The sequence below is a fragment of the Vannielia litorea genome (assembly GCF_019801175.1).
GTDB classification, from domain to species: domain Bacteria; phylum Pseudomonadota; class Alphaproteobacteria; order Rhodobacterales; family Rhodobacteraceae; genus Vannielia; species Vannielia litorea_B.
On record NZ_JAHVJR010000001.1, the window covers coordinates 2,561,141 to 2,578,206 of the forward strand.

At 67.1% G+C, this 17,066-nt stretch carries 19 protein-coding genes; 5 read left to right on the forward strand and 14 right to left on the reverse strand.

Annotated features, from left to right (window positions below; genetic code table 11):
• Position 1: 1 nt before the first annotated feature.
• A complete protein-coding gene (locus KUV38_RS12475; RefSeq protein ID WP_222470358.1) occupies positions 2-1,261 on the reverse strand; it encodes an efflux RND transporter periplasmic adaptor subunit in 1,260 nt (419 codons plus the stop codon).
• A 196-nt stretch (positions 1,262-1,457) separates the two neighbouring features.
• On the opposite strand from KUV38_RS12475, the gene ygiD reads away from it, so the two are divergent.
• Entirely contained in the window at positions 1,458-2,282 is an 825-nt protein-coding gene (ygiD, locus tag KUV38_RS12480; RefSeq protein WP_222470359.1) for a 4,5-DOPA dioxygenase extradiol, read from the forward strand.
• Positions 2,283-2,353: 71 nt separating this feature from the next.
• Here ygiD and KUV38_RS12485 read toward each other — a convergent pair whose 3' ends face one another.
• The 3 genes from KUV38_RS12485 to KUV38_RS12495 all read right to left on the reverse strand — a co-directional run bounded on the left by KUV38_RS12485 (position 2,354) and on the right by KUV38_RS12495 (position 5,898).
• Complete coding sequence (locus tag KUV38_RS12485) at positions 2,354-3,277, reverse strand: ABC transporter substrate-binding protein (RefSeq protein ID WP_222470360.1); 924 nt, start codon at positions 3,275-3,277, stop codon at positions 2,354-2,356.
• Between the two features lie 65 nt (positions 3,278-3,342).
• Entirely contained in the window at positions 3,343-4,350 is a 1,008-nt protein-coding gene (locus tag KUV38_RS12490) for an ABC transporter permease (protein WP_222470361.1), read from the reverse strand.
• A gap of 27 nt (positions 4,351-4,377) precedes the next feature.
• The gene (locus KUV38_RS12495) at positions 4,378-5,898 is read right to left on the reverse strand and encodes a sugar ABC transporter ATP-binding protein (RefSeq protein ID WP_261385216.1); all 1,521 of its coding nucleotides are present in this window, start codon (positions 5,896-5,898) and stop codon (positions 4,378-4,380) included.
• Between the two features lie 204 nt (positions 5,899-6,102).
• Between KUV38_RS12495 and KUV38_RS12500 the strand changes: the two genes are divergently transcribed.
• On the forward strand, positions 6,103-7,065 hold the full coding sequence (locus KUV38_RS12500) for an aldo/keto reductase (protein WP_222470362.1): 963 nt from the start codon (positions 6,103-6,105) through the stop codon (positions 7,063-7,065).
• Position 7,066: 1 nt separating this feature from the next.
• Here KUV38_RS12500 and KUV38_RS12505 read toward each other — a convergent pair whose 3' ends face one another.
• Both KUV38_RS12505 and KUV38_RS12510 read right to left on the reverse strand, forming a co-directional pair.
• Positions 7,067-7,396, reverse strand: coding sequence for an L-rhamnose mutarotase (locus KUV38_RS12505; RefSeq protein WP_222470363.1), 330 nt, complete (start codon positions 7,394-7,396; stop codon positions 7,067-7,069).
• Between the two features lie 10 nt (positions 7,397-7,406).
• Positions 7,407-8,234 (reverse strand): amidohydrolase family protein, encoded by an 828-nt coding sequence (locus KUV38_RS12510; protein WP_222470364.1) that lies wholly within the window; start codon positions 8,232-8,234, stop codon positions 7,407-7,409.
• 102 nt (positions 8,235-8,336) lie between these two features.
• On the opposite strand from KUV38_RS12510, the gene kduD reads away from it, so the two are divergent.
• The 3 genes from kduD (at position 8,337) to KUV38_RS12525 (ending at position 10,856) form a co-directional block, all read left to right on the forward strand.
• Positions 8,337-9,065, forward strand: a complete 729-nt coding sequence (gene kduD / locus KUV38_RS12515) for a 2-dehydro-3-deoxy-D-gluconate 5-dehydrogenase KduD (RefSeq protein ID WP_222470365.1) — start codon at positions 8,337-8,339, stop codon at positions 9,063-9,065.
• A 70-nt stretch (positions 9,066-9,135) separates the two neighbouring features.
• A complete protein-coding gene (locus KUV38_RS12520; RefSeq protein ID WP_222470366.1) occupies positions 9,136-9,600 on the forward strand; it encodes a DUF3237 domain-containing protein in 465 nt (154 codons plus the stop codon).
• Positions 9,597-10,856, forward strand: a complete 1,260-nt coding sequence (locus KUV38_RS12525) for an AGE family epimerase/isomerase (RefSeq protein WP_222470367.1) — start codon at positions 9,597-9,599, stop codon at positions 10,854-10,856. Before KUV38_RS12520 ends, KUV38_RS12525 begins: the two co-directional genes overlap by 4 nt.
• An 8-nt stretch (positions 10,857-10,864) precedes the next feature.
• On the opposite strand, the gene KUV38_RS12530 is transcribed toward KUV38_RS12525, so the two are convergent.
• The 8 genes from KUV38_RS12530 to phnG all read right to left on the reverse strand — a co-directional run bounded on the left by KUV38_RS12530 (position 10,865) and on the right by phnG (position 17,055).
• Positions 10,865-12,010, reverse strand: coding sequence for an alpha-D-ribose 1-methylphosphonate 5-triphosphate diphosphatase (locus KUV38_RS12530; RefSeq protein WP_261385217.1), 1,146 nt, complete (start codon positions 12,008-12,010; stop codon positions 10,865-10,867).
• Positions 12,010-12,549 (reverse strand): phosphonate metabolism protein/1,5-bisphosphokinase (PRPP-forming) PhnN, encoded by a 540-nt coding sequence (gene phnN / locus KUV38_RS12535; protein WP_222470368.1) that lies wholly within the window; start codon positions 12,547-12,549, stop codon positions 12,010-12,012. The genes KUV38_RS12530 and phnN overlap by 1 nt, the downstream gene beginning before the upstream one ends.
• Positions 12,546-13,229 (reverse strand): phosphonate C-P lyase system protein PhnL, encoded by a 684-nt coding sequence (gene phnL / locus KUV38_RS12540; protein ID WP_222470369.1) that lies wholly within the window; start codon positions 13,227-13,229, stop codon positions 12,546-12,548. Before phnL ends, phnN begins: the two co-directional genes overlap by 4 nt.
• A 1-nt stretch (position 13,230) precedes the next feature.
• Positions 13,231-14,001: a phosphonate C-P lyase system protein PhnK gene (gene phnK, locus KUV38_RS12545; RefSeq protein WP_222470370.1), complete on the reverse strand. Its 771-nt coding sequence runs from the start codon at positions 13,999-14,001 to the stop codon at positions 13,231-13,233.
• Positions 13,998-14,846: an alpha-D-ribose 1-methylphosphonate 5-phosphate C-P-lyase PhnJ gene (locus tag KUV38_RS12550; RefSeq protein ID WP_222470371.1), complete on the reverse strand. Its 849-nt coding sequence runs from the start codon at positions 14,844-14,846 to the stop codon at positions 13,998-14,000. Before KUV38_RS12550 ends, phnK begins: the two co-directional genes overlap by 4 nt.
• 122 nt (positions 14,847-14,968) lie before the next feature.
• Positions 14,969-16,057 (reverse strand): carbon-phosphorus lyase complex subunit PhnI, encoded by a 1,089-nt coding sequence (locus tag KUV38_RS12555; protein ID WP_222470372.1) that lies wholly within the window; start codon positions 16,055-16,057, stop codon positions 14,969-14,971.
• 3 nt (positions 16,058-16,060) lie between these two features.
• Positions 16,061-16,618 carry a phosphonate C-P lyase system protein PhnH gene (gene phnH, locus KUV38_RS12560; RefSeq protein ID WP_222470373.1) on the reverse strand — a complete coding sequence of 186 codons (558 nt, stop codon included), beginning with the start codon at positions 16,616-16,618 and terminating at the stop codon, positions 16,061-16,063.
• Entirely contained in the window at positions 16,615-17,055 is a 441-nt protein-coding gene (gene phnG / locus KUV38_RS12565) for a phosphonate C-P lyase system protein PhnG (protein ID WP_222470374.1), read from the reverse strand. The genes phnH and phnG overlap by 4 nt, the downstream gene beginning before the upstream one ends.
• Positions 17,056-17,066: the final 11 nt, after the last annotated feature.

Genomic DNA, 17,066 nt, shown 5'->3' on the forward strand with positions numbered 1-17,066 from the left:
ATCAGTTGCCTTCGGCCTGTGCCTCGGAGGCGGCCTCTTCGGCCTGCTCGGCGGGAGCTTCCTCAGCCGCATCGGCGGGCACCGCATCTTCCACCACGCCCGTCGCGCTGATGGTCACCGGCACAGGGCTGATCTCGGCCCCGTCCGAAAGGTTCGAGAGCCCGTCGAGGATCACCTGATCGCCCGCCTCCACGCCCGAGGTCACCACCCACGCGTTCTCATGGGTGCCGGAGGTTTCCAGCTCCACCTGGCTCGCCTTGCCGTCCACCGCCAGAAACACGGTGAGCGTGCCATCGGCCTGCCGGGTGGTCGCCCGTTGCGGCACCAGCACCGCCCGCTGCGTTCCGACAACGATCTGCACCCGCAGGAACTGGCCGGGCAGGATCATCCGCTCGGCATTGTCGAACTCGAAGCGCACGTCGATCGAGCCGGTGGTGGTCGAGACGCTCGTGCCCGGCGACACCAGCCGCCCGATGCCCTCGTAGGTGGTGCCGCTCTCCAGCGTCAGCGTGGCCTCCAGCCGGTCGCCGGGTTGCATCGCCCCGCTGTCGATCCGCTCGCGGATGCGGGTCATCCGGGCAGCGCTCTCGACCACGTCCACGTAAACAGGGTCGAGCTGGGTCACCGTGGTGAGCGCATCGGTCTGGTTGGCCGTAACGATGGCCCCGACCGAAACCGCCGCCACATCCACCACGCCCGCAATCGGGCTTTTCAGCACCGCGCGGTCAAGGTCGAGCTGGGCGGTCTGCACCGCGGCCTCGGCACTCTTCAGCGCCGCTTCCGCGGAGGCCACGTTGGCCCGCGCCGTCTGCACCTCCGACACCGTGGCCCCCACGCCCTCAAGCCGTTCGTAGCGCTCCACCGTGGCCCGCGCCGTGCTCAGCGCCGCCTCGGCGCTGGCCTGCTCGGCCTCGGCTGCGGCAAAGGCCGCCTCGTAGCTGTCGGGCTCAAGGCTGAACAGCGGCGTGCCCGCCTCCACCCGCCGGCCCGGCTCATAGAGTATCTCTTCCACCATGCCGCCCACGCGCGGGCGGATCTCGGTCTGCGCGCTGGCCACCGCCCGGCCCGGCAGGGTCACCGAAAAGGGCACATTGGCCTCCTCCAACTCCATCACCCCCACTTCCGTCGGCGCGCGCCCGCCTGCGCCGGGCGGCATGCCCTGTGCATTGGCAACGGCTACGGCGAGCGCGAGGATGAGCGCCGCCAAGGCGGCGGCCAGAAGGGTGGAGGGGCGGCGCGGCGCCGCTTTCGGATCGGACATGTAATCACCTGAGGGGAAGAGTATTCGGATATATTGGATATCAAACGCTGCACCGCGGCAACTCCGTCGCAGAAATTTCATATGTGCACATTTGCCGATAGTGCTGTGTTGATACGCCCCTTTTGCGCCTCACCGAACCTATTATCCTAATGAGCCACAGGGCCTATACTGGGCCTGCACCCATTGGAGCCGCCCCATGAGCTTTGTCACCGATCTGCGCCGCTTGCGCGACAGCCTCGCCCGGTCCGACCGGATGCCCGTGGTCTTCCTCGGCCACGGCAGCCCGATGAACGCACTGGAAGACACCGACTACAGCCGCGCATGGAGCGAGCTGGGCCGCACCCTGCCCCGCCCCAAGGCGATCCTCGTGGTGTCGGCCCATTGGATGAGCAAGGGAACCACGCTGGTCGCGACCGAGGCCAAGCCCGAGACGATCCATGATTTTTACGGCTTCCCCGGACCGCTCTACGACATGCAGTACCCCGCGCCCGGCGCACCCGAACTGGCGCGGGAGGTCACCAGCCTGCTGGCCAGCCACCACGGCGAAAGCGATGAAAGCTGGGGCCTCGACCACGGCTCATGGGCGGTGCTGAAATTCCTCTACCCCGGCGCCGACGTGCCGGTGTTTCAAGTCTCGATAGACATGACGGCCCCACTCTCCGACCAGCTCGAAATCGGCGCGCTGCTTTCCGAGTTGCGCGACCGTGGCGTCCTGATCCTCGGCTCCGGCAACGTCGTCCACAACCTGCGGGCCATGCGCCCCGGCGGCGCACCGCTCGACTTTGCCGAAGAGTTCGACACCCTTTTCGCAGACCGGCTGGAGGCCCGCGACATGGCCACGCTGGCCGACCGCGAGAAACTGGGCAGCCTGCTCAAGATGGCCCACCCGAGCCACGACCATTACCTGCCCGCGCTCACCATCGCAGGGGCAGCAGGCGCGGGCGACGAGTTGACATGGATGACCGACGCCATCGATCTCGGCTCCGTCTCCATGCGGTCCTTCATTTTTCACGCCGCCTGAGCCTCACATGCGCAACAAAAAGCCCTCCCCCGCACGCGGCGGGAGAGGGCCGTTGATGCCGTGAGCGGCGATCAGTCGTAAAGCACGGCGGCGACCTGCGGGTCGTCCATGTTGTCCTTGTCGTACCAGTAGAAGCCGGTGTCGATCACCTCGGGCAGCTCCTCGCCCTTCATCGCCTTTGCCAGCGAGTCCACCACGCACTCACCAATGCCCACCGGGTTCTGGGTGATCGAGCCGCGCAGCGTGCCGTCGAGGATCGCGTCCTTCTGGCTCTTGCCGGAGTCAAAACCCACGCCAACGATATCGGAGCCGCTCTCCTTGATCGCCACCGCAAGGCCGATGGCCGCACCCTCGTTGGAGGCAAAGATGCCCTTCAGGTCAGGGTTGGCCTGCAGCATCGCCTTGGCCGTCTCGGTCGCCTTCAGCGCGTCGTTGGCATACTGCACATCGACGATCTCGATATTCGGATAAGCCGCCTCGATCTGGTTGAGGAAGCCGTCACGCCGCCCGATGCCGGTGGCCGAGGTCTGGTCGTGAATGATCGCGGCCACCTTGCCCTCACCGCCAATCGCCTCTGCCAGCCCGTCCGCGCCAGCGGCGGCGGCGGCGAGGTTGTCGGTGGTGCAGGTGGTCAGCGGCAGGTCGGATTCCACGCCCGAGTCGAAGGCCACGATCGGAATGCCCGCATCGGCCGCCTTGCGCAGCGCCGGCACCTGGGCCTGGCTGTCGAGCGCGGCAAAGCCGAGGCCCTGCGGCTTCTTGGCGATGGCGGCATTCAGGATGTCGGTCTGCTTGTCGATCTCAGCCTCGGTGTTCGGCCCCTCGAAGGTGATGCTCACGCCATTGCGCTCGGCGGCGGCATCGGCCCCGGCCTTGACCGCCTGCCAGAACTGGTGGCTGAAGCCCTTCGCGATGATCGGAAAATAGGTGTCCTGCGCGGCAGCGGGGCCGGCCAGAACGGTGGCCGCGCTGAGGGCCGCAATCAGTTTCTTCATGGTGGTTTCCTCCCAGATAACCGTTTCAACATGCGGGCGCCCGGACGCCCCGTTTCCTCCCGGGATCAGCCCTTCTTGCGGAGCATGATATCTACGTAGACGGCGGCGATGATGATCACGCCGGTGATGACGATCTTCCATTCTTCCTGCACCCCCATGACCCGCAGGCCATTGGTCAGGACAGACATGATGAAAGCGCCGATGATGGTGCCCAGCACCGTGCCGCGCCCGCCCGAGAGCGAGGTGCCCCCGATCACCGCCGCGGCAATGGCATCGAGTTCGTATCCAAGCCCGAGGGCAGGCTGCGCCGAATTGAGCCGCGACGAAATCAGCAGCCCAGCCACGCCGCAGATCATGCCGCTGACGCCATAGGTCACGATCTTCCACAGGTCGACGTTGACGCCGGAAAGGCGCGCCGCCTCTTCATTCGAGCCGAGCGAAAAGATGTAGCGGCCAAGGATGGTGCGGGTCAGCACGATGGACGAGATGATGGCGACGCCGAACATGATCAGCACGCCGTTCGGAATTTCCAGCCCCGGGATCAGCAGCGAAATCGAGCTTTCTGAGGCAATGTAATAATAGCTTGGTGTGTCGTTGAAGTAGATCGGCTTGGCCCCCGAGAACACCAGCGCCAGCCCCCGCGCGATCTGCATCATGCCCAGCGTGGCGATGAACGGCGGGATCTTCAGCTTGGCGATCGAAAAGCCCGAGATCGAGCCCATGAACCCGCCGAACAGCACCGCGCCCGCAATGCCCAGCGGCAGCGGCAGGCCGAGGTTGGTCAGGATCAGGCCCGCAACAACCGCCGTAAGGGTCATCATCGTGCCCACCGACAGGTCGATGCCCCCGGTGATGATCACGAAGGTCACCGCCACGCCGAGCACACCGTTCACTGCCGTGGCCTGCATGATGTTCACCATGTTCGACCACTGCGCGAAGTTCGGCGCGAAGATCGAGAAGAACCCGAGCAGCAGAACGAGCACCACGAAGGCCACCGCCTTCTGCAGGGTGCCAACGGTCATCAGCCCCTTGCGGGCCTGCTCTGAGGGTGTGGCTGTTGCGGCCTCTGTCATTCTGCGTCGTCCCCTATCGCGCCCCTGTCAGGCAACCTCGTCATGGCGCACTGTCGCCAGCGTCATGATGTCTTCCTGCGTGGCCGTCCGGCCATCCAGCTCACCGGTGATCCGGCCCTCGCACATCACCAGAATGCGCTGCGAGAGCCGCAGCACCTCCTCCAGTTCCGACGAGATCACGATCACCGCTTTGCCCTGTGCCGCCAGATCCTCCAGCAGCGTGTAAATCTCAGCCTTGGCGCCCACGTCGATGCCCCGCGTCGGCTCGTCGAAGATCAGGATGTCACAATCCCGCAGCAGCCATTTGGCGATGACCACCTTCTGCTGGTTCCCGCCCGAGAGCAGCCTCGTCTCCTGATCGATGGTCGGCGTCTTGACCTTCAGCTTGGCCACGTATTCGCGGGCCACCTTGTTCATCGCCCCGTCCCGCATGAAGAACCGCCCTTTGATGAAGCGCTTCCAGGAGGGCATGGTGATGTTGTCCCGCACGGTCATGCCGGTCACGAGGCCAAACTGCTTCCGGTCCTCTGAGAGATAGGCAATGCCGTTCTCCACCGCGTCCTTCGGGCTGTCGATCTGCCGAGGGGCGCCATGCACATGGATCGTGCCGCTCTCCAGCGGATCGGCGCCAAAGATCACCCGCGCCACCTCCGTCCGCCCCGCGCCCATAAGGCCAGCGAAGCCGAGGATCTCGCCCTTGCGCAGCGAGAAGCTGACGTTCTCCACCATCCGACCCCGGTTCAGCCCCTCGACGCGCAGCACCTCCTCGGCCTGCGCCTCGCCGCCGGCGCGGTGCTGGCTGGCCAGCTCGCGGCCCACCATCATCTGAATCACCGTATCCAGCGAGGTCTCGGCGGCTGGCAGCGTGTCGATGTACTCGCCATCGCGCATCACCATGATCCGGTCGGCGATCCGCTTCACCTCGGCCATCTTGTGGGTGATGTAGATGATCCCGACGCCCTGCGCTTTCAGGTCATCGACGATGGTGTGCAGGTGCTCCACCTCGCGCTCGTTCAGCGCCGAGGTCGGCTCGTCCATCACCAGCACGCGGGCGTTGAAGCTCAGCGCCTTGGCGATTTCCACCAACTGCTGGCGGGCCACCGTCAACTCGCCCACCTCCTGCCCGGGGTCGATATCCACCTTCATCCGGGCAAAGATCTTCGCGGCATCCGCCTTCATCTTCGCCTCGTCCACGAACATCCCCATCCCCTTGCGCGGCTCGCGCCCGATGTAGATGTTCTGCGCCGCCGTCAGATGGTTCATCAGGAAAAGCTCCTGATGGATGATGCTGATGCCGAGGTCCTGCGCCGCCGTCGGTCCCGGCAGGGTCACGCGCTCGCCATCGACGCGGATCTCCCCCTCGTCGGGCTGATACACGCCGGTCATGATCTTCATCAGGGTGGATTTGCCCGCGCCGTTCTCGCCCATCAGCGCCACGACCTCACCGGGATAAAGGTCGAGCTTCACCTCGTTGAGCGCCCGCACGCCCGGAAAGGACTTGCCGATTCCCGTCAACTCGACGATGGGCGCGCGCGCCATTTCGCTCATTGTGATCCTCCCGTTGCACCCGCCTTCTGCTGCCGCGGTCTCCTCCTCAAGAGCCGGTCCGGCACGGCGGGTTGCCGGCTCATAGAAGCCTTTCTGCCAGCAGGAGGAAAGTGAAAATTTCAGTTTTTGGTATACCATGCGCCCCTGCCCCCTGTCCGAGCCGGACGGCCTGCGCTAGAACCATCGGGCGCAAGGGAGGATGCGATGACCACCAGAACACTCGGCCCCAGTGGCCCCGCCGTCAGCTCCATCTGCTTCGGCACCTCGGCTCTTGGCGACATGCCCGATACCTACGGCTACGCGGTGAGCGAAGACCGCGCCGCCGCCACACTCCGCGCCATTCTCGACGGCCCCTGCAACTTCATCGACAGTTCCCGGAACTACGGCTTCGGCCGTTCCGAAGAGCGGATCGGCGCAGCGATCGCCGAGCGCGGCGGCCTTCCGCAAGGCTTCGTGCTCGCCACCAAGCTCGACCGTGACATGGAGACCGGCCGGTTCGACGCGGCCCGCGTCCGCGAGTCGATCGAGGAGAGCCTCACAGCCTTGGGCGTCGACCGGGTCGACGTATTGCACCTGCACGACCCCGAGCACGCCCGCGACCTCGATGAAATCCGCGGCAAGGGCGGCGCGCTGGACGAGCTCTTCAAGCTGAAGGACGAAGGCATCGCCGGTGCGGTCGGCCTCGCGATGGGCCGGCTCGACATCATGTTTCCGCTGGTCAAGGAGCGCCCCTTCGACGTGATCCTCAACCACAACCGCTACACCCTGCTCAACCGCGCGGCCGACGAGATGTTCACCTGGGCGCATGAGGCTGGCATGACGGTGCTGAACGCCGCACCCTACGCCGGCGGCGTGCTGGCCAAGGGCTCGGCTGTCATGCCGCAGATCACCTATCAGAAGGCCGATGACGACGCGCTCGCCCCCGTCCGCGCCATCGAAGAGGTCTGCGCCCGCCATCAGGTGCCGCCCGGCGCCGTGGCGCTGCAATTCTCGCTCCGCGACCCCCGCATCGCCTCCACCGTCATCGGCGTGTCCAGCCCCGAGCGGGTGGCGCAAACCGTCGGCTGGGCCGAGTGGGATATTCCCGCCGAGGTCTGGGACGAGCTCGAAAACCTCGGCTATTCCACCGAAGATCCGGAAGCCAACCGCGAGTACCGCCCAGGGTGAGCTACGGCAGGTAGAACACCTGCTCCATCCCGGCCCACCACTCGCCCTCCTCCCGGCTCTCCAGCGGTCTCTGCATCGGCCCGCAAACGGCCCACCACTCCCGCGTCTTCGGATCGGCGGCGATGGCCTTCATATCGGCCTCGAAATCCTCGCCGACATATTCCCAGTAGCCGAACATCAGGTTCTCCGGCTCGCGCAGGAAGATCGAGTATTTGGTGATGTTCGACGCCTTGATCCGCTCGGCCACCTCTGGCCAGATCTCGGCGTGGAGCCGCTTGTACTCGGGGATATTCTCCGCCGCGATCCCGATCACAAATCCCATCCGCTGCATGCGCGCCTCCCTATCCATCCAACCCGTAAAACCGTGTCGCCGTACCGCCGAACACATCGGCCCGCTCGGCCTCAGAAAGCCCCCGCGTGAGCACCTGCGCCGCGGCAAACCAGCCCTCGTAATCGCCTGCCAGCTCCAGCACCGGCCAGTCGCTGCCCCACATAACGCGAGCCGGGCCGAAGACATCCAGCACATGGCCCGCCACCTCGCGCAAAGTCTCGGCACCCCAGCCCGGCCCGTACTCATTGGCCAGCCCCGAAAGTTTGCAATGCACCTGCGGATGCGCCGCCAGCGCCGCCATCCCCTCGCGCCACGCCGCACCCGGATCGGTGCCGTCGAACACCTGCTTGGCGCAATGGTCGATCACAACCGGCAGCTCGGGCACATCGGCCACGAAGCGCTCCAGCATCGGCAAGTGCCGGGGTGTCACCAGCGCATCAAACCGCAGCCCCGCGCGGGCCACATAGCGCAGCCCCTCGACCACGGCGGGCCGCAGCAGCCACTCCGTGTCTTCGATATCCTGCAGCATCGGGCGCAGGCTCTTCAGCGCCGGATGGGCGATGCGGGCAAGCTGGCCCGGCACGTCGCCCTCGAGGTCGATCCAGCCGACCACGCCCTGCACCAGCGGGCTCTCCTCGGCGATCGCGAGCAAAAACTCGGTCTCCGCCACCGTCGGAGCCGCCTGCACCAGAACCGTGCCGCCCACGCCGCAGGCCTCTGCAAAGGGCGCCAGATGCTCGGGGCCGTAGTCGCGCCGGATCGCGGCCACGCTCTCGTCCATCCAGCCGTAATCACCCCGGTCGATCTTCCAGAAATGCTGATGCGCGTCGATCTTCATGGCGGCCCTCCCCGGCCGAAACTTTCTGCCCGCCGCCGCGCTGTCAACTACCGTTGCCATCCCGCGCCCGCGCCGCCATGGTGCGCCGCAATGGAGGGCAGGATGAACCGATTTTCACTTGAAGGCCGCAAGGCGCTCGTCACCGGGGCAAACGCCGGCATAGGCCAGGCCATCGCCTTGGGTCTGGCCCGCGCGGGCGCCCATGTCACCTGCGCGGGCCGGCGGGGCTGCGGTGAGACGCTGGAAATGATCGGCGGCGGCGACGAACTCCTGCTCGACTTCGCCGACCCGATGGCGGCCCGCGACACCTTCACCGGTGCCGGCTACGACATCCTCGTCAACAACGCCGGCATCATCCGCCGCGCCGATGCGGTCGATTTCACAGAGGCCGACTGGGATGATGTGATCGACGTGAACCTGAAGGCTCTCTTCTTCACCTGCCAGTCCTTCGCCAAGGCCGCACTCGCCGAGGAGCGCCCCGCCAAGATCATCAACATCGCCTCCTTGCTGAGCTTTCAGGGCGGCATCCGGGTGCCCAGCTATACCGCCTCCAAGCACGGCGTGGCAGGGCTGACCAAGCTCATGGCCAATGAATGGGCGGCGCAGGGCGTGAACGTGAACGCCATCGCGCCGGGGTACATCGAAACCGCAAACACCGAGGCCCTGCGGGCCGACGCGCAGCGCAACAAGGCCATTCTGGAGCGCATCCCCGCAGGCCGTTGGGGCCAGCCCGAAGATATCGCCGATACTGCCGTCTTCCTCGCCGCGCCCGCCTCGGACTACCTGCACGGCGCGGTCATCAACGTCGACGGCGGCTGGCTCGCCCGCTGAGGGCCCCGCTTCCCCTCCCCGTTCCACCCCGCTAGGGTCGCGCTCCGAGGAGACCGCCCGAGGAGCACCCATGTATTTCGACCCGCCCCCGCTGACCCACGCCTTCGACCTGCGCGTCGAGCTGGACCCGATCATGGAGATGGGTCCGGGCCGCGCCGGGCAGCGCCGGATCATCCCGATCATCGGCGGCACCGTCACCGGCGAGCGTATCTGCGGCGAAGTCCTCAACCTCGGCGCCGACTGGCAGACCATCTTCGATAGCGGCCTCGCCGAACTCGACACGCGCTACGCCATGCGCACCCATGACGGCGCGGTGATCGAGATCATCAACTTCGGCCTCCGCCACGGCCCGCCCGAGGTGATGGCCCGCGTCGCGGCGGGCGAAGATGTCGACCCGGCGGAGTATTACATGCGCACCCATTGCCGCCTTGAAACGGGCGATCCGCGCTACGCATGGGTCAACCGCCAGCTCTTCATCGGCATCGGTGGCCGCCGTGCCATCCGGGTCGAAATCTCGGTCTACGAGCTGTCATGAAAGGCCCCGGCAAGCTCCTCGCAAGAAGCGGCCCCACCGGCCCTGGCCCCGCCGATGCACCGGGCTTCTGGCTTGAAAACGAGGCGCACCGTGACTGGCTCGCGGCGGACGCCCTCAAGCAGTTCGAGTTCTTCCGCAAGGCCAAGCGCAAGGACGGCGGCTTTCACACCCTCGATTGGAAGGGCAAACCCCTGCGCAGCCAGCTGCAGGAGCTGCACAGCACCACCCGGATGATCCACACCTATGCGATGGCCGAGCTCTGCGGCGCGGGCGGGGCCGACATGGTCGATCACGGCATGCAATACCTCGCCCAAGGCCATGCCGATGGCGAGGGCTGGGCCTGGGGCGCCGAGGGCTCCGCCCCCTCCGATCGGCGGCGCATGGCCTATGGCCATGTCTTCGTGCTGCTCGCCGCCTCCTCCGCCCACCTCATCGGCCACCCCGGCGGCCAGCCGCTGATCGATCAGGCCTCGCAGGTGTTGATAGACCATTTCTGGGAGGAGGAGCCGGGCCTCTTCGGCGCCGATTTCGGCCCGGACTGGAGCCCGCTCGACAGCTACCGCGGCATGAACGCCAACATGCACGGGGTCGAGGCCCTCCTAGCCGCCTATGAGGCCACCGGCTGGGAAGATTACCTCAACCGCGCAGGCGGCATCCTCGGCTTCTTCCTCGGCCAGATGGCCCCGGCCTACGGCTGGCGCATCCCCGAGCACTATGGCCCCGACTGGTCAGTCGACCTTGGCTACGATGGCGACCCGATGTTCCGCCCCGCAGGCACCACGCCCGGCCACAGCCTCGAATTCGCCCGCCTCCTGCTCCAACACTGGGATCTCTCCGGCCGCCCCGAGAACGAGGCGCCCTCCGTCGCCCACGACCTCGCGCAGCAGGCCCTCACCGATGGCTGGGCCGACGACGGCGGGCTGATCTACACCGTGGATTTCGACGGCGCCCCATTGCTGACCGACCGCTACTGGTGGCCGGTGACGGAGGGCATCGGCGTGCTGGCCTCGCTGATCAAGCTCGACCCGCAGGAGATCTACGAAGAGTGGTATCGCAGGCTCTGGACCTTCGCTCATGAGCACTTCATCGACCACAAGCGCGGCGGCTGGTATCCGGCGCTGAACGCCAAGGGCAAGCCGGTCGAGACCCAGTTCAAGGGCAAGCCGGATATCTACCACGCGCTTCAGGCCACACTCTACCCGCTCGCGCCCGGCCTCTCCCGCCAGATCACCTCGCTGCCGCTGATTACCCCTTAGGCCGCGCCTCAGGCCACCCGCCGCCCGTGGCTCCAGACTGCGCGGATCACCGGCGTGTCGCCGAGCAGCGACACTCGCACCATATCGGCCTTCAGCCCCGGCGCGATCCGCCCCCGGTCGCTGAGGCCCGTGGCGCGGGCCGGGGTGGAGGTCACCGTGGCCACCGCGCGCGGCAGGTCATCCCACAGCGCGGCAAGCCGGAACGCGGAGGTCAGCAGCGCCGAAGGCACGTAGTCGGAAGAGACGATATCGAGCAGGTCCGCCTCGGCCAGCGCCTGCGCCGCCACGTTGCCGGAGTGCGAGCCGCCCCTGATCAGGTTGGGTGCGCCCATCATCACCGCGATGCCATGGGCGTGGCAGGCGCGGGCGGCCTCTTCGGTGGTGGGAAACTCCGCCAGCCGGATGCCATAGCCCGCCGAGGTCGCCACATGGGCCGCCGTGGTGTCATCATGGCTGGCCAGCACCGCGCCGAACCGCCCCGCCGCCGCCACCGTGGCCGCTTCATGCGCCTCGCCATAGGTCTCGCGTAACGCCTTGAGCTGGGTCACGTGCGCTTCGAACTCGGCATCCGAAAGCCCGCGCTTGCCCTGCACATAGGCACGCAGCTGGTCGATATCGGCAAACTGGCGCTGGCCGGGGGTGTGATCCATCAGGCTGACAATGCCGACCCGGTCGTCAGGGCCAAAGGCATCGAGCTCTTCGGCCAGCGTGGCTGAGCACACCTCGGCCCGCAGGTGCAGGAAATGGCTGATCCGCAACGCCCCGGCCCCGCGCAGCTGCATCAGCTCGCTGGCCAGCCTGCGGGCATATTCGCCGTATCCGGTTTTGGCATCCGGAATCGAGCCAACCCGCAGCGCGTCGAACACCGTAGTGATGCCGACGCTGGCCAACTCGCCGTCATGGGCGAGGATCGCGGCATCATGCGGCCAGTCCACTTGCGGGCGCGGCTGGATATGGCGCTCGAGGTTGTCGGTGTGCAGCTCGATCAGGCCGGGGATCAGTAGGTCGCCGCCCATATCCTCCCCGATCGCTGTCGCGGTGGACACATCGGTGATCTCGCCGCCCTGCATCCGCACGGCACCCTGCACAACCTCACCCTCCAGCACGATCCGGGCATTGGTCAGAACGGTCTCCGCAGGGGCTTGCATATCCATCACGGGGTGGTCTCCTTGAGGTCCAGCGCGGCGAGGAGCTGGGCCACAGCCTCCTCCAGCGCGCCGGAATTGTCGATGGTGGTCACGTCGAGGCCCTCCGGCAGCGGCAGGTTCGCGCGCGCCAGCCGTCCTTCGATCTGCGACGCGCTCTCGCGGCCCCGCGCGGTGAGCCGCGCACGCAGCACCTCTTCCGAGGCGGTCACATGCAGCACCCGGAGGCCCGGAAAGGCCGCCGCGGCGGCCCCCAGCATGGCGCGCGATCCGTTGAACAGCACGGTCTCGCCCCGCGCCGCCCGCTCGGCAGCCTCACGTGGGATGCCGTAAGAGAGGCCATGCGCCGACCAGCTGAGCGCAAAGGCCCCGTCGGCCCGCAGCTGGCGAAAACTGTCTTCCGTCACCGGGCGATGGTCCTCTCCGGTGGCGGCCGCGCGGGTCACGACCCGCCGCGTCAGGTGAACCTCCGGCCGCGCTGCCTTGGCCGCCGCCATCAGCGTGTCCTTCCCCGCGCCCGAGGGGCCGACGACGGCAAAAATACTCATGCCGCCCTCGCCGGGGTGAACCCCGTCACATCGACCACCAGGTCACAAACCCGGCCCCGCGCCTCCTCATCGTGGAAGATTCCCACGATCGCCGCGCCCCGCGCCTTGGCCTCTTCGATCAGCGCCAGAACGACCTCGCGGTTGGTGGCATCGAGCGAGGCGGTCGGCTCATCGAGCAGCAGCGCCGGAAAGGCGTGGGCGAAGCCGCGGGCGATATTCACCCGCTGCTGCTCGCCGCCCGAGAAAGTGGTGGGCGACAGGCCCCAAAGCGTGCGCGGAATGTTCAGCCGTTCAAGCAACTCCTCCGCCCGACCGAGCGCCTCTTCGCTGCTGCGGCCCAGCGCCAACAGGGGTTCGGCCACCACCTCGCGGGTCGGCACCCGGGGCACAACGCGCAGGAACTGGCTGACATAGCCAAGGGTCTCCCGCCGCAATGCCAGCACCTCCCGCGGCTCGGCGCGGGCCACATCCGTTGTGCCAACCATGATGCTACCCGAGGCGGCAAGGTAATTGCCCCAGATCATCCGCATCAGCGTGCTCTTGCCCGCCCCGCTCTCGCCGGTCAGCGCCACGCATTCGCCCGGCGCCACCTTAAGCGAGGCCCCGCGCATCACCTCGATCACTGCACCCCCCTGATTGTGCAGGGTAAAACTCTTTGAAACGTCGCGAAGTTCGATCATGTCACACCTGCAAAACGGAGCTGACGAGCAGCTGGGTATAGGGATGCTGCGGATCGTCCAGCACCTGGTCGGTCAGCCCGGTCTCGACCACGCGGCCCAATTTCATCACCATCAGCCGATGCGCCAGCAGGCGAACCACGGCGAGGTCATGAGTAACGATGAGCGCCGAAAGCCCCATCTCGCGCACGAGGCTGCGCAGCAGGTCGAGCAGCCGCGCCTGCACGCTCACATCCAGTCCACCGGTCGGCTCATCCATGAACACCAGCCGCGGCCCGGTCACGAGGTTGCGGGCGATCTGGAGCCGCTGCTGCATGCCCCCCGAAAAGGCGCGTGGGCGGTCGTCTATCCGGTCTTCGGTGATCTCGACCCGGCCCAGCCAGTCCGTCGCCGTCTCGCGGATCTGGCCATAGTGCCGCGCCCCCACCGCCATCAGCCGCTCGCCCACATTGCCCCCCGCGCTGACGCTCATGCGCAACCCGTCCCGCGGGTTCTGATGCACAAAGGCCCAATCCGTCCGCCCCAGCATCCGCCGCTCCGGCTCGCTCATGGTCACCGTATCGCGCGGTCCCTCGGCGCGGGTGTCGAACACCACACTGCCCTGATCCGGCGTCAGATGCCCAGCAAGGCAGGAGAGCAGCGTGGACTTGCCCGAGCCGCTCTCACCCACGATCCCCATCACCTCGCCGGGGTAGAGATCGAAAGAGACATCGGTGCAGCCGATGCGGGAGCCGTAGGTCTTGCGGATTCCCTGAACTGAGAGGAGCGGAGTCATGCGGCTGCCTCCTGCCGGGTGGCGCAATGGTCGGTGTCGGAGCAGACATACATCCGGCTGCCCGCGTCATCTGTGATGATCTCGTCAAGGTATGTGTCGGAAGCGCCGCAGAGGGCGCAATCGTGCGGCGCCTTGCCCGCAACGAAGGGATGATCCTCGAAGTCGAGACTCACCACCTGCGTATAGGGCGGGATCGCGTAGATCCGCTGCTCGCGGCCCGCGCCAAAAAGCTGAATCGCCGCCATCTCCATCTTCGGGTTGTCGAACTTGGGGATTGGGCTCGGGTCCATCACGTAACGGCCCTCCACCTTCACCGGGTAGGCATAGGCGGTGGCGATCTCGCCGTGGCGGGCAATGTCCTCGTAGAGCTTCACGTGCATCAGCCCGTAGTCCTCCAGCGCATGCATCCGGCGCGTCTCGGTCTCGCGCGGCTCCAAAAAGCGCAGCGGCTCTGGGATCGGCACCTGATACACGAGGATCTGCCCCTCGGTCAGCGGCGTCTCGGGGATACGGTGGCGGGTCTGGATCACCGTGGCCTCTGCCGTGCGCTCGGTCGTCTCCACCCCCGCCGTCCGCTCGAAGAACTTGCGGATGGAGACCGCGTTCGTCGTGTCATCGGCGCCTTGGTCGATCACCTTGAAGCTGTCGTCGGGGGTGAGGCAGGCCGCGCTCACTTGCACCCCGCCGGTGCCCCAGCCGTAAGGCATGGGCATCTCGCGGGAAGCAAAGGGCACCTGGTAGCCGGGGATGGCGATGCCCTTCAGGATCGCACGGCGGATCATCCGCTTGGTCTCTTCGTCGAGATAGGCGAAGTTGTAGGCCCCGCCCGGAACACTCTCGTCCATGCCTGCGTTTTCCTTGCTGAAAGGAGCCGCAATATGGATATCGGCAGCTACCTCATGGGGTTTTTCTCCGGCCTCGCCGTGGCCGGGGTGCTCTGGTTTGCCCTGACGAAGACCCGCTAGGCTCATTCCGCCGCCTCCTGCTGTTGCCCGGCCGTCGCCTCTGCTCGCAGCTTCCGCACCAGCTCAAGTTCGGCCTGAAAATCCACGTAATGCGGCAGCTTGATGTGCTCCAGAAAGCCCGTCGCTTGGATATTGTCGGAATGCGCGATGACGAACTCCTCATCCTGCGCGGGAGCACCGAGGTTGTCCTCCCCCAGCTCCTCCCAGCGCAGCGCCCGGTCGACCAGCGCCATCGAGATCGCCTTGCGCTCGGTCTGGCCAAAGACCAGCCCGTAACCACGGGTGAACTGCGGCGGCTCGGTCTTGCTGCCGGTGAACTGGTTCACCGTCTCGCACTCGGTCAGCACCACCTCCCCGATCTCCACCGAGAACCCCAGCTCGGGGATCTCCATCTCCACCGGCACCGCGCCGATGCGCAGCTCTCCCACGAAGGGGTGATTGCGCCCGTAGCCGCGCTGGGTGGAATAGGCCATCGACAGCACGAAGCCCTCGTCGCCCCTGGTCAGCGCCTGAAGTCGCAGCGGCCGCCCGGCCGGAAACTCCAGCGGCGCGCGGGTCAGGTCGGGTGGGACCTCTTCGCTCGCCGCCTCCTGCTGGATCAACCCGTCACGGCCAAGCATCTCGGTCACGCGGGGCATCGGCGCCTCCTCGGCCAGCGCCTCTCGCGCGGCGGGCGGCTCACCCTCGGCCGCCAGGGCAAAGTCGATCAGCCGGTGGGTATAGTCGAACGTCGGCCCCAGCACCTGCCCGCCCGGCGCATCCTTGAAGGTCGCGCTGATCCGCCGGTCGCAAGCCATCTCGCCGGTCTCCACCGGCTCCGCCGAGCCGAAGCGCGGCAGCGTGGTGCGATAGGCGCGAATGAGGAAGATCGCCTCGATCAGGTCACCCCGCGCCTGCTTGATCGCCAGCGCCGCAAGGTCGGGGTCATAGAGCGAGCCCTCCGCCATCACCCGGTTCACCGCCAGCGCCATCTGCCCGCGGATCTGCGCCACGCTCAGCTCGGGCACGCTCACATCGCCCCGCCGCTCCTCGGCCAGCCACTCATGGGCCGCATCAATCGCCCGCTCGCCGCCTTTCACCGCAACATACATCGCCTAGCCCTCCACCCGCGTGCTGCGCGGCAGGCCGGCCAGCCGGTCGCCCGCGCAGAAGATGAAGTCCACCCCGAGCGGAAACTGCGCCCGGTTGGCCACGAAAGGCTCCACCTCCGGCAGGTTCAACCACGCCTCCCGCTCGATCCCCGGCCCCGTGAGCCTTGCGCCCGCATTCTCCAGCCGCTCCACTTCCACGATCAGCGTGGCCGAGCGGTCGGGGTACTCGGGCGTGCCCTGAGCAAATTTCCCGAGAGGCCCTAGCGCCGCCCAGCCGCCGAGTGCGAACATAGCCGCGCCGCGCGCCACCACCGGCGCGCCGGTATGAAAGGCCAGCCATTGCCGCAGCGCCGGGCTGTCCACATCCTCAGCCAAAAACACCGGCGTCGTTCCGTCGATCAGCGTGAGCGCCACCACCGAGGCGGCCACCGAGAGGCCCGGTGCCTGCGCACCCGTCACCGCCTCGATCCGTCCGGGCCGGGCCATCGCTTCCAGCACCGCGCGAAAGGCCCGGCTGCCCTCCACCGGCGCATCCGCAAAGCCGCCCTCGAGCGCAATCATGCGTCCTCTCCCCTGACCATCGTGAAGAACTCCACCTTCGTGGCCGCCGCACGTGCCGCGCGGGCCCGCCGCGTCTCTGCCCGGGCCGCGGCCAGCGGGGTCAGCACGAGGCGCCTGACATCGTCCGCCCGCCCCGTCTGCATCAGCGCATCGCAAAGCGCCGCCCGTTCGGCATGGGCCTTGTCGCGGCCCTGCACATAGGCATGCCCCACCTCGCCGCTTTCCAGCTTCAGCGCGCAGCGGGTGACGGTGATCTCACCAAGATTGAAGGCCGCGCCCGTGCCGCCCATCCGGCCCGGCACCATCACCCCGCCCACCTCCGGGCGGCGCAGCCAGCTGAAACCGGGCAACGCGCCCAGCGTGTCTACCGCCGCCTTCAGGTCCGCCGGTTTCGCGGTGGCCAGGGTGCCCATCCATGTCTTGCGCTCTTCGCTCATGAGACAACTTG

Excerpts from the sequence above, each read along its gene's own strand:
- KUV38_RS12555 (WP_222470372.1), bottom strand. The coding sequence starts at position 16,057 with ATGTATGTTGCGGTGAAAGGCGGCGAGCGGGCGATTGATGCGGCCCAT.
- KUV38_RS12475 (WP_222470358.1), bottom strand. The coding sequence starts at position 1,261 with ATGTCCGATCCGAAAGCGGCGCCGCGCCGCCCCTCCACCCTTCTGGCC.
- KUV38_RS12525 (WP_222470367.1), top strand. The coding sequence starts at position 9,597 with ATGAAAGGCCCCGGCAAGCTCCTCGCAAGAAGCGGCCCCACCGGCCCT.
- KUV38_RS12530 (WP_261385217.1), bottom strand. The coding sequence starts at position 12,010 with ATGGATATGCAAGCCCCTGCGGAGACCGTTCTGACCAATGCCCGGATC.
- phnH (WP_222470373.1), bottom strand. The coding sequence starts at position 16,618 with ATGATTGCGCTCGAGGGCGGCTTTGCGGATGCGCCGGTGGAGGGCAGC.
- phnN (WP_222470368.1), bottom strand. The coding sequence starts at position 12,549 with ATGAGTATTTTTGCCGTCGTCGGCCCCTCGGGCGCGGGGAAGGACACG.
- kduD (WP_222470365.1), top strand. The coding sequence starts at position 8,337 with ATGAACCGATTTTCACTTGAAGGCCGCAAGGCGCTCGTCACCGGGGCA.
- KUV38_RS12505 (WP_222470363.1), bottom strand. The coding sequence starts at position 7,396 with ATGCAGCGGATGGGATTTGTGATCGGGATCGCGGCGGAGAATATCCCC.
- KUV38_RS12490 (WP_222470361.1), bottom strand. The coding sequence starts at position 4,350 with ATGACAGAGGCCGCAACAGCCACACCCTCAGAGCAGGCCCGCAAGGGG.
- KUV38_RS12510 (WP_222470364.1), bottom strand. The coding sequence starts at position 8,234 with ATGAAGATCGACGCGCATCAGCATTTCTGGAAGATCGACCGGGGTGAT.
- KUV38_RS12495 (WP_261385216.1), bottom strand. The coding sequence starts at position 5,898 with ATGAGCGAAATGGCGCGCGCGCCCATCGTCGAGTTGACGGGAATCGGC.
- KUV38_RS12500 (WP_222470362.1), top strand. The coding sequence starts at position 6,103 with ATGACCACCAGAACACTCGGCCCCAGTGGCCCCGCCGTCAGCTCCATC.
- ygiD (WP_222470359.1), top strand. The coding sequence starts at position 1,458 with ATGAGCTTTGTCACCGATCTGCGCCGCTTGCGCGACAGCCTCGCCCGG.
- phnK (WP_222470370.1), bottom strand. The coding sequence starts at position 14,001 with ATGACTCCGCTCCTCTCAGTTCAGGGAATCCGCAAGACCTACGGCTCC.
- phnL (WP_222470369.1), bottom strand. The coding sequence starts at position 13,229 with ATGATCGAACTTCGCGACGTTTCAAAGAGTTTTACCCTGCACAATCAG.
- KUV38_RS12520 (WP_222470366.1), top strand. The coding sequence starts at position 9,136 with ATGTATTTCGACCCGCCCCCGCTGACCCACGCCTTCGACCTGCGCGTC.
- phnG (WP_222470374.1), bottom strand. The coding sequence starts at position 17,055 with ATGAGCGAAGAGCGCAAGACATGGATGGGCACCCTGGCCACCGCGAAA.
- KUV38_RS12485 (WP_222470360.1), bottom strand. The coding sequence starts at position 3,277 with ATGAAGAAACTGATTGCGGCCCTCAGCGCGGCCACCGTTCTGGCCGGC.
- KUV38_RS12550 (WP_222470371.1), bottom strand. The coding sequence starts at position 14,846 with ATGGACGAGAGTGTTCCGGGCGGGGCCTACAACTTCGCCTATCTCGAC.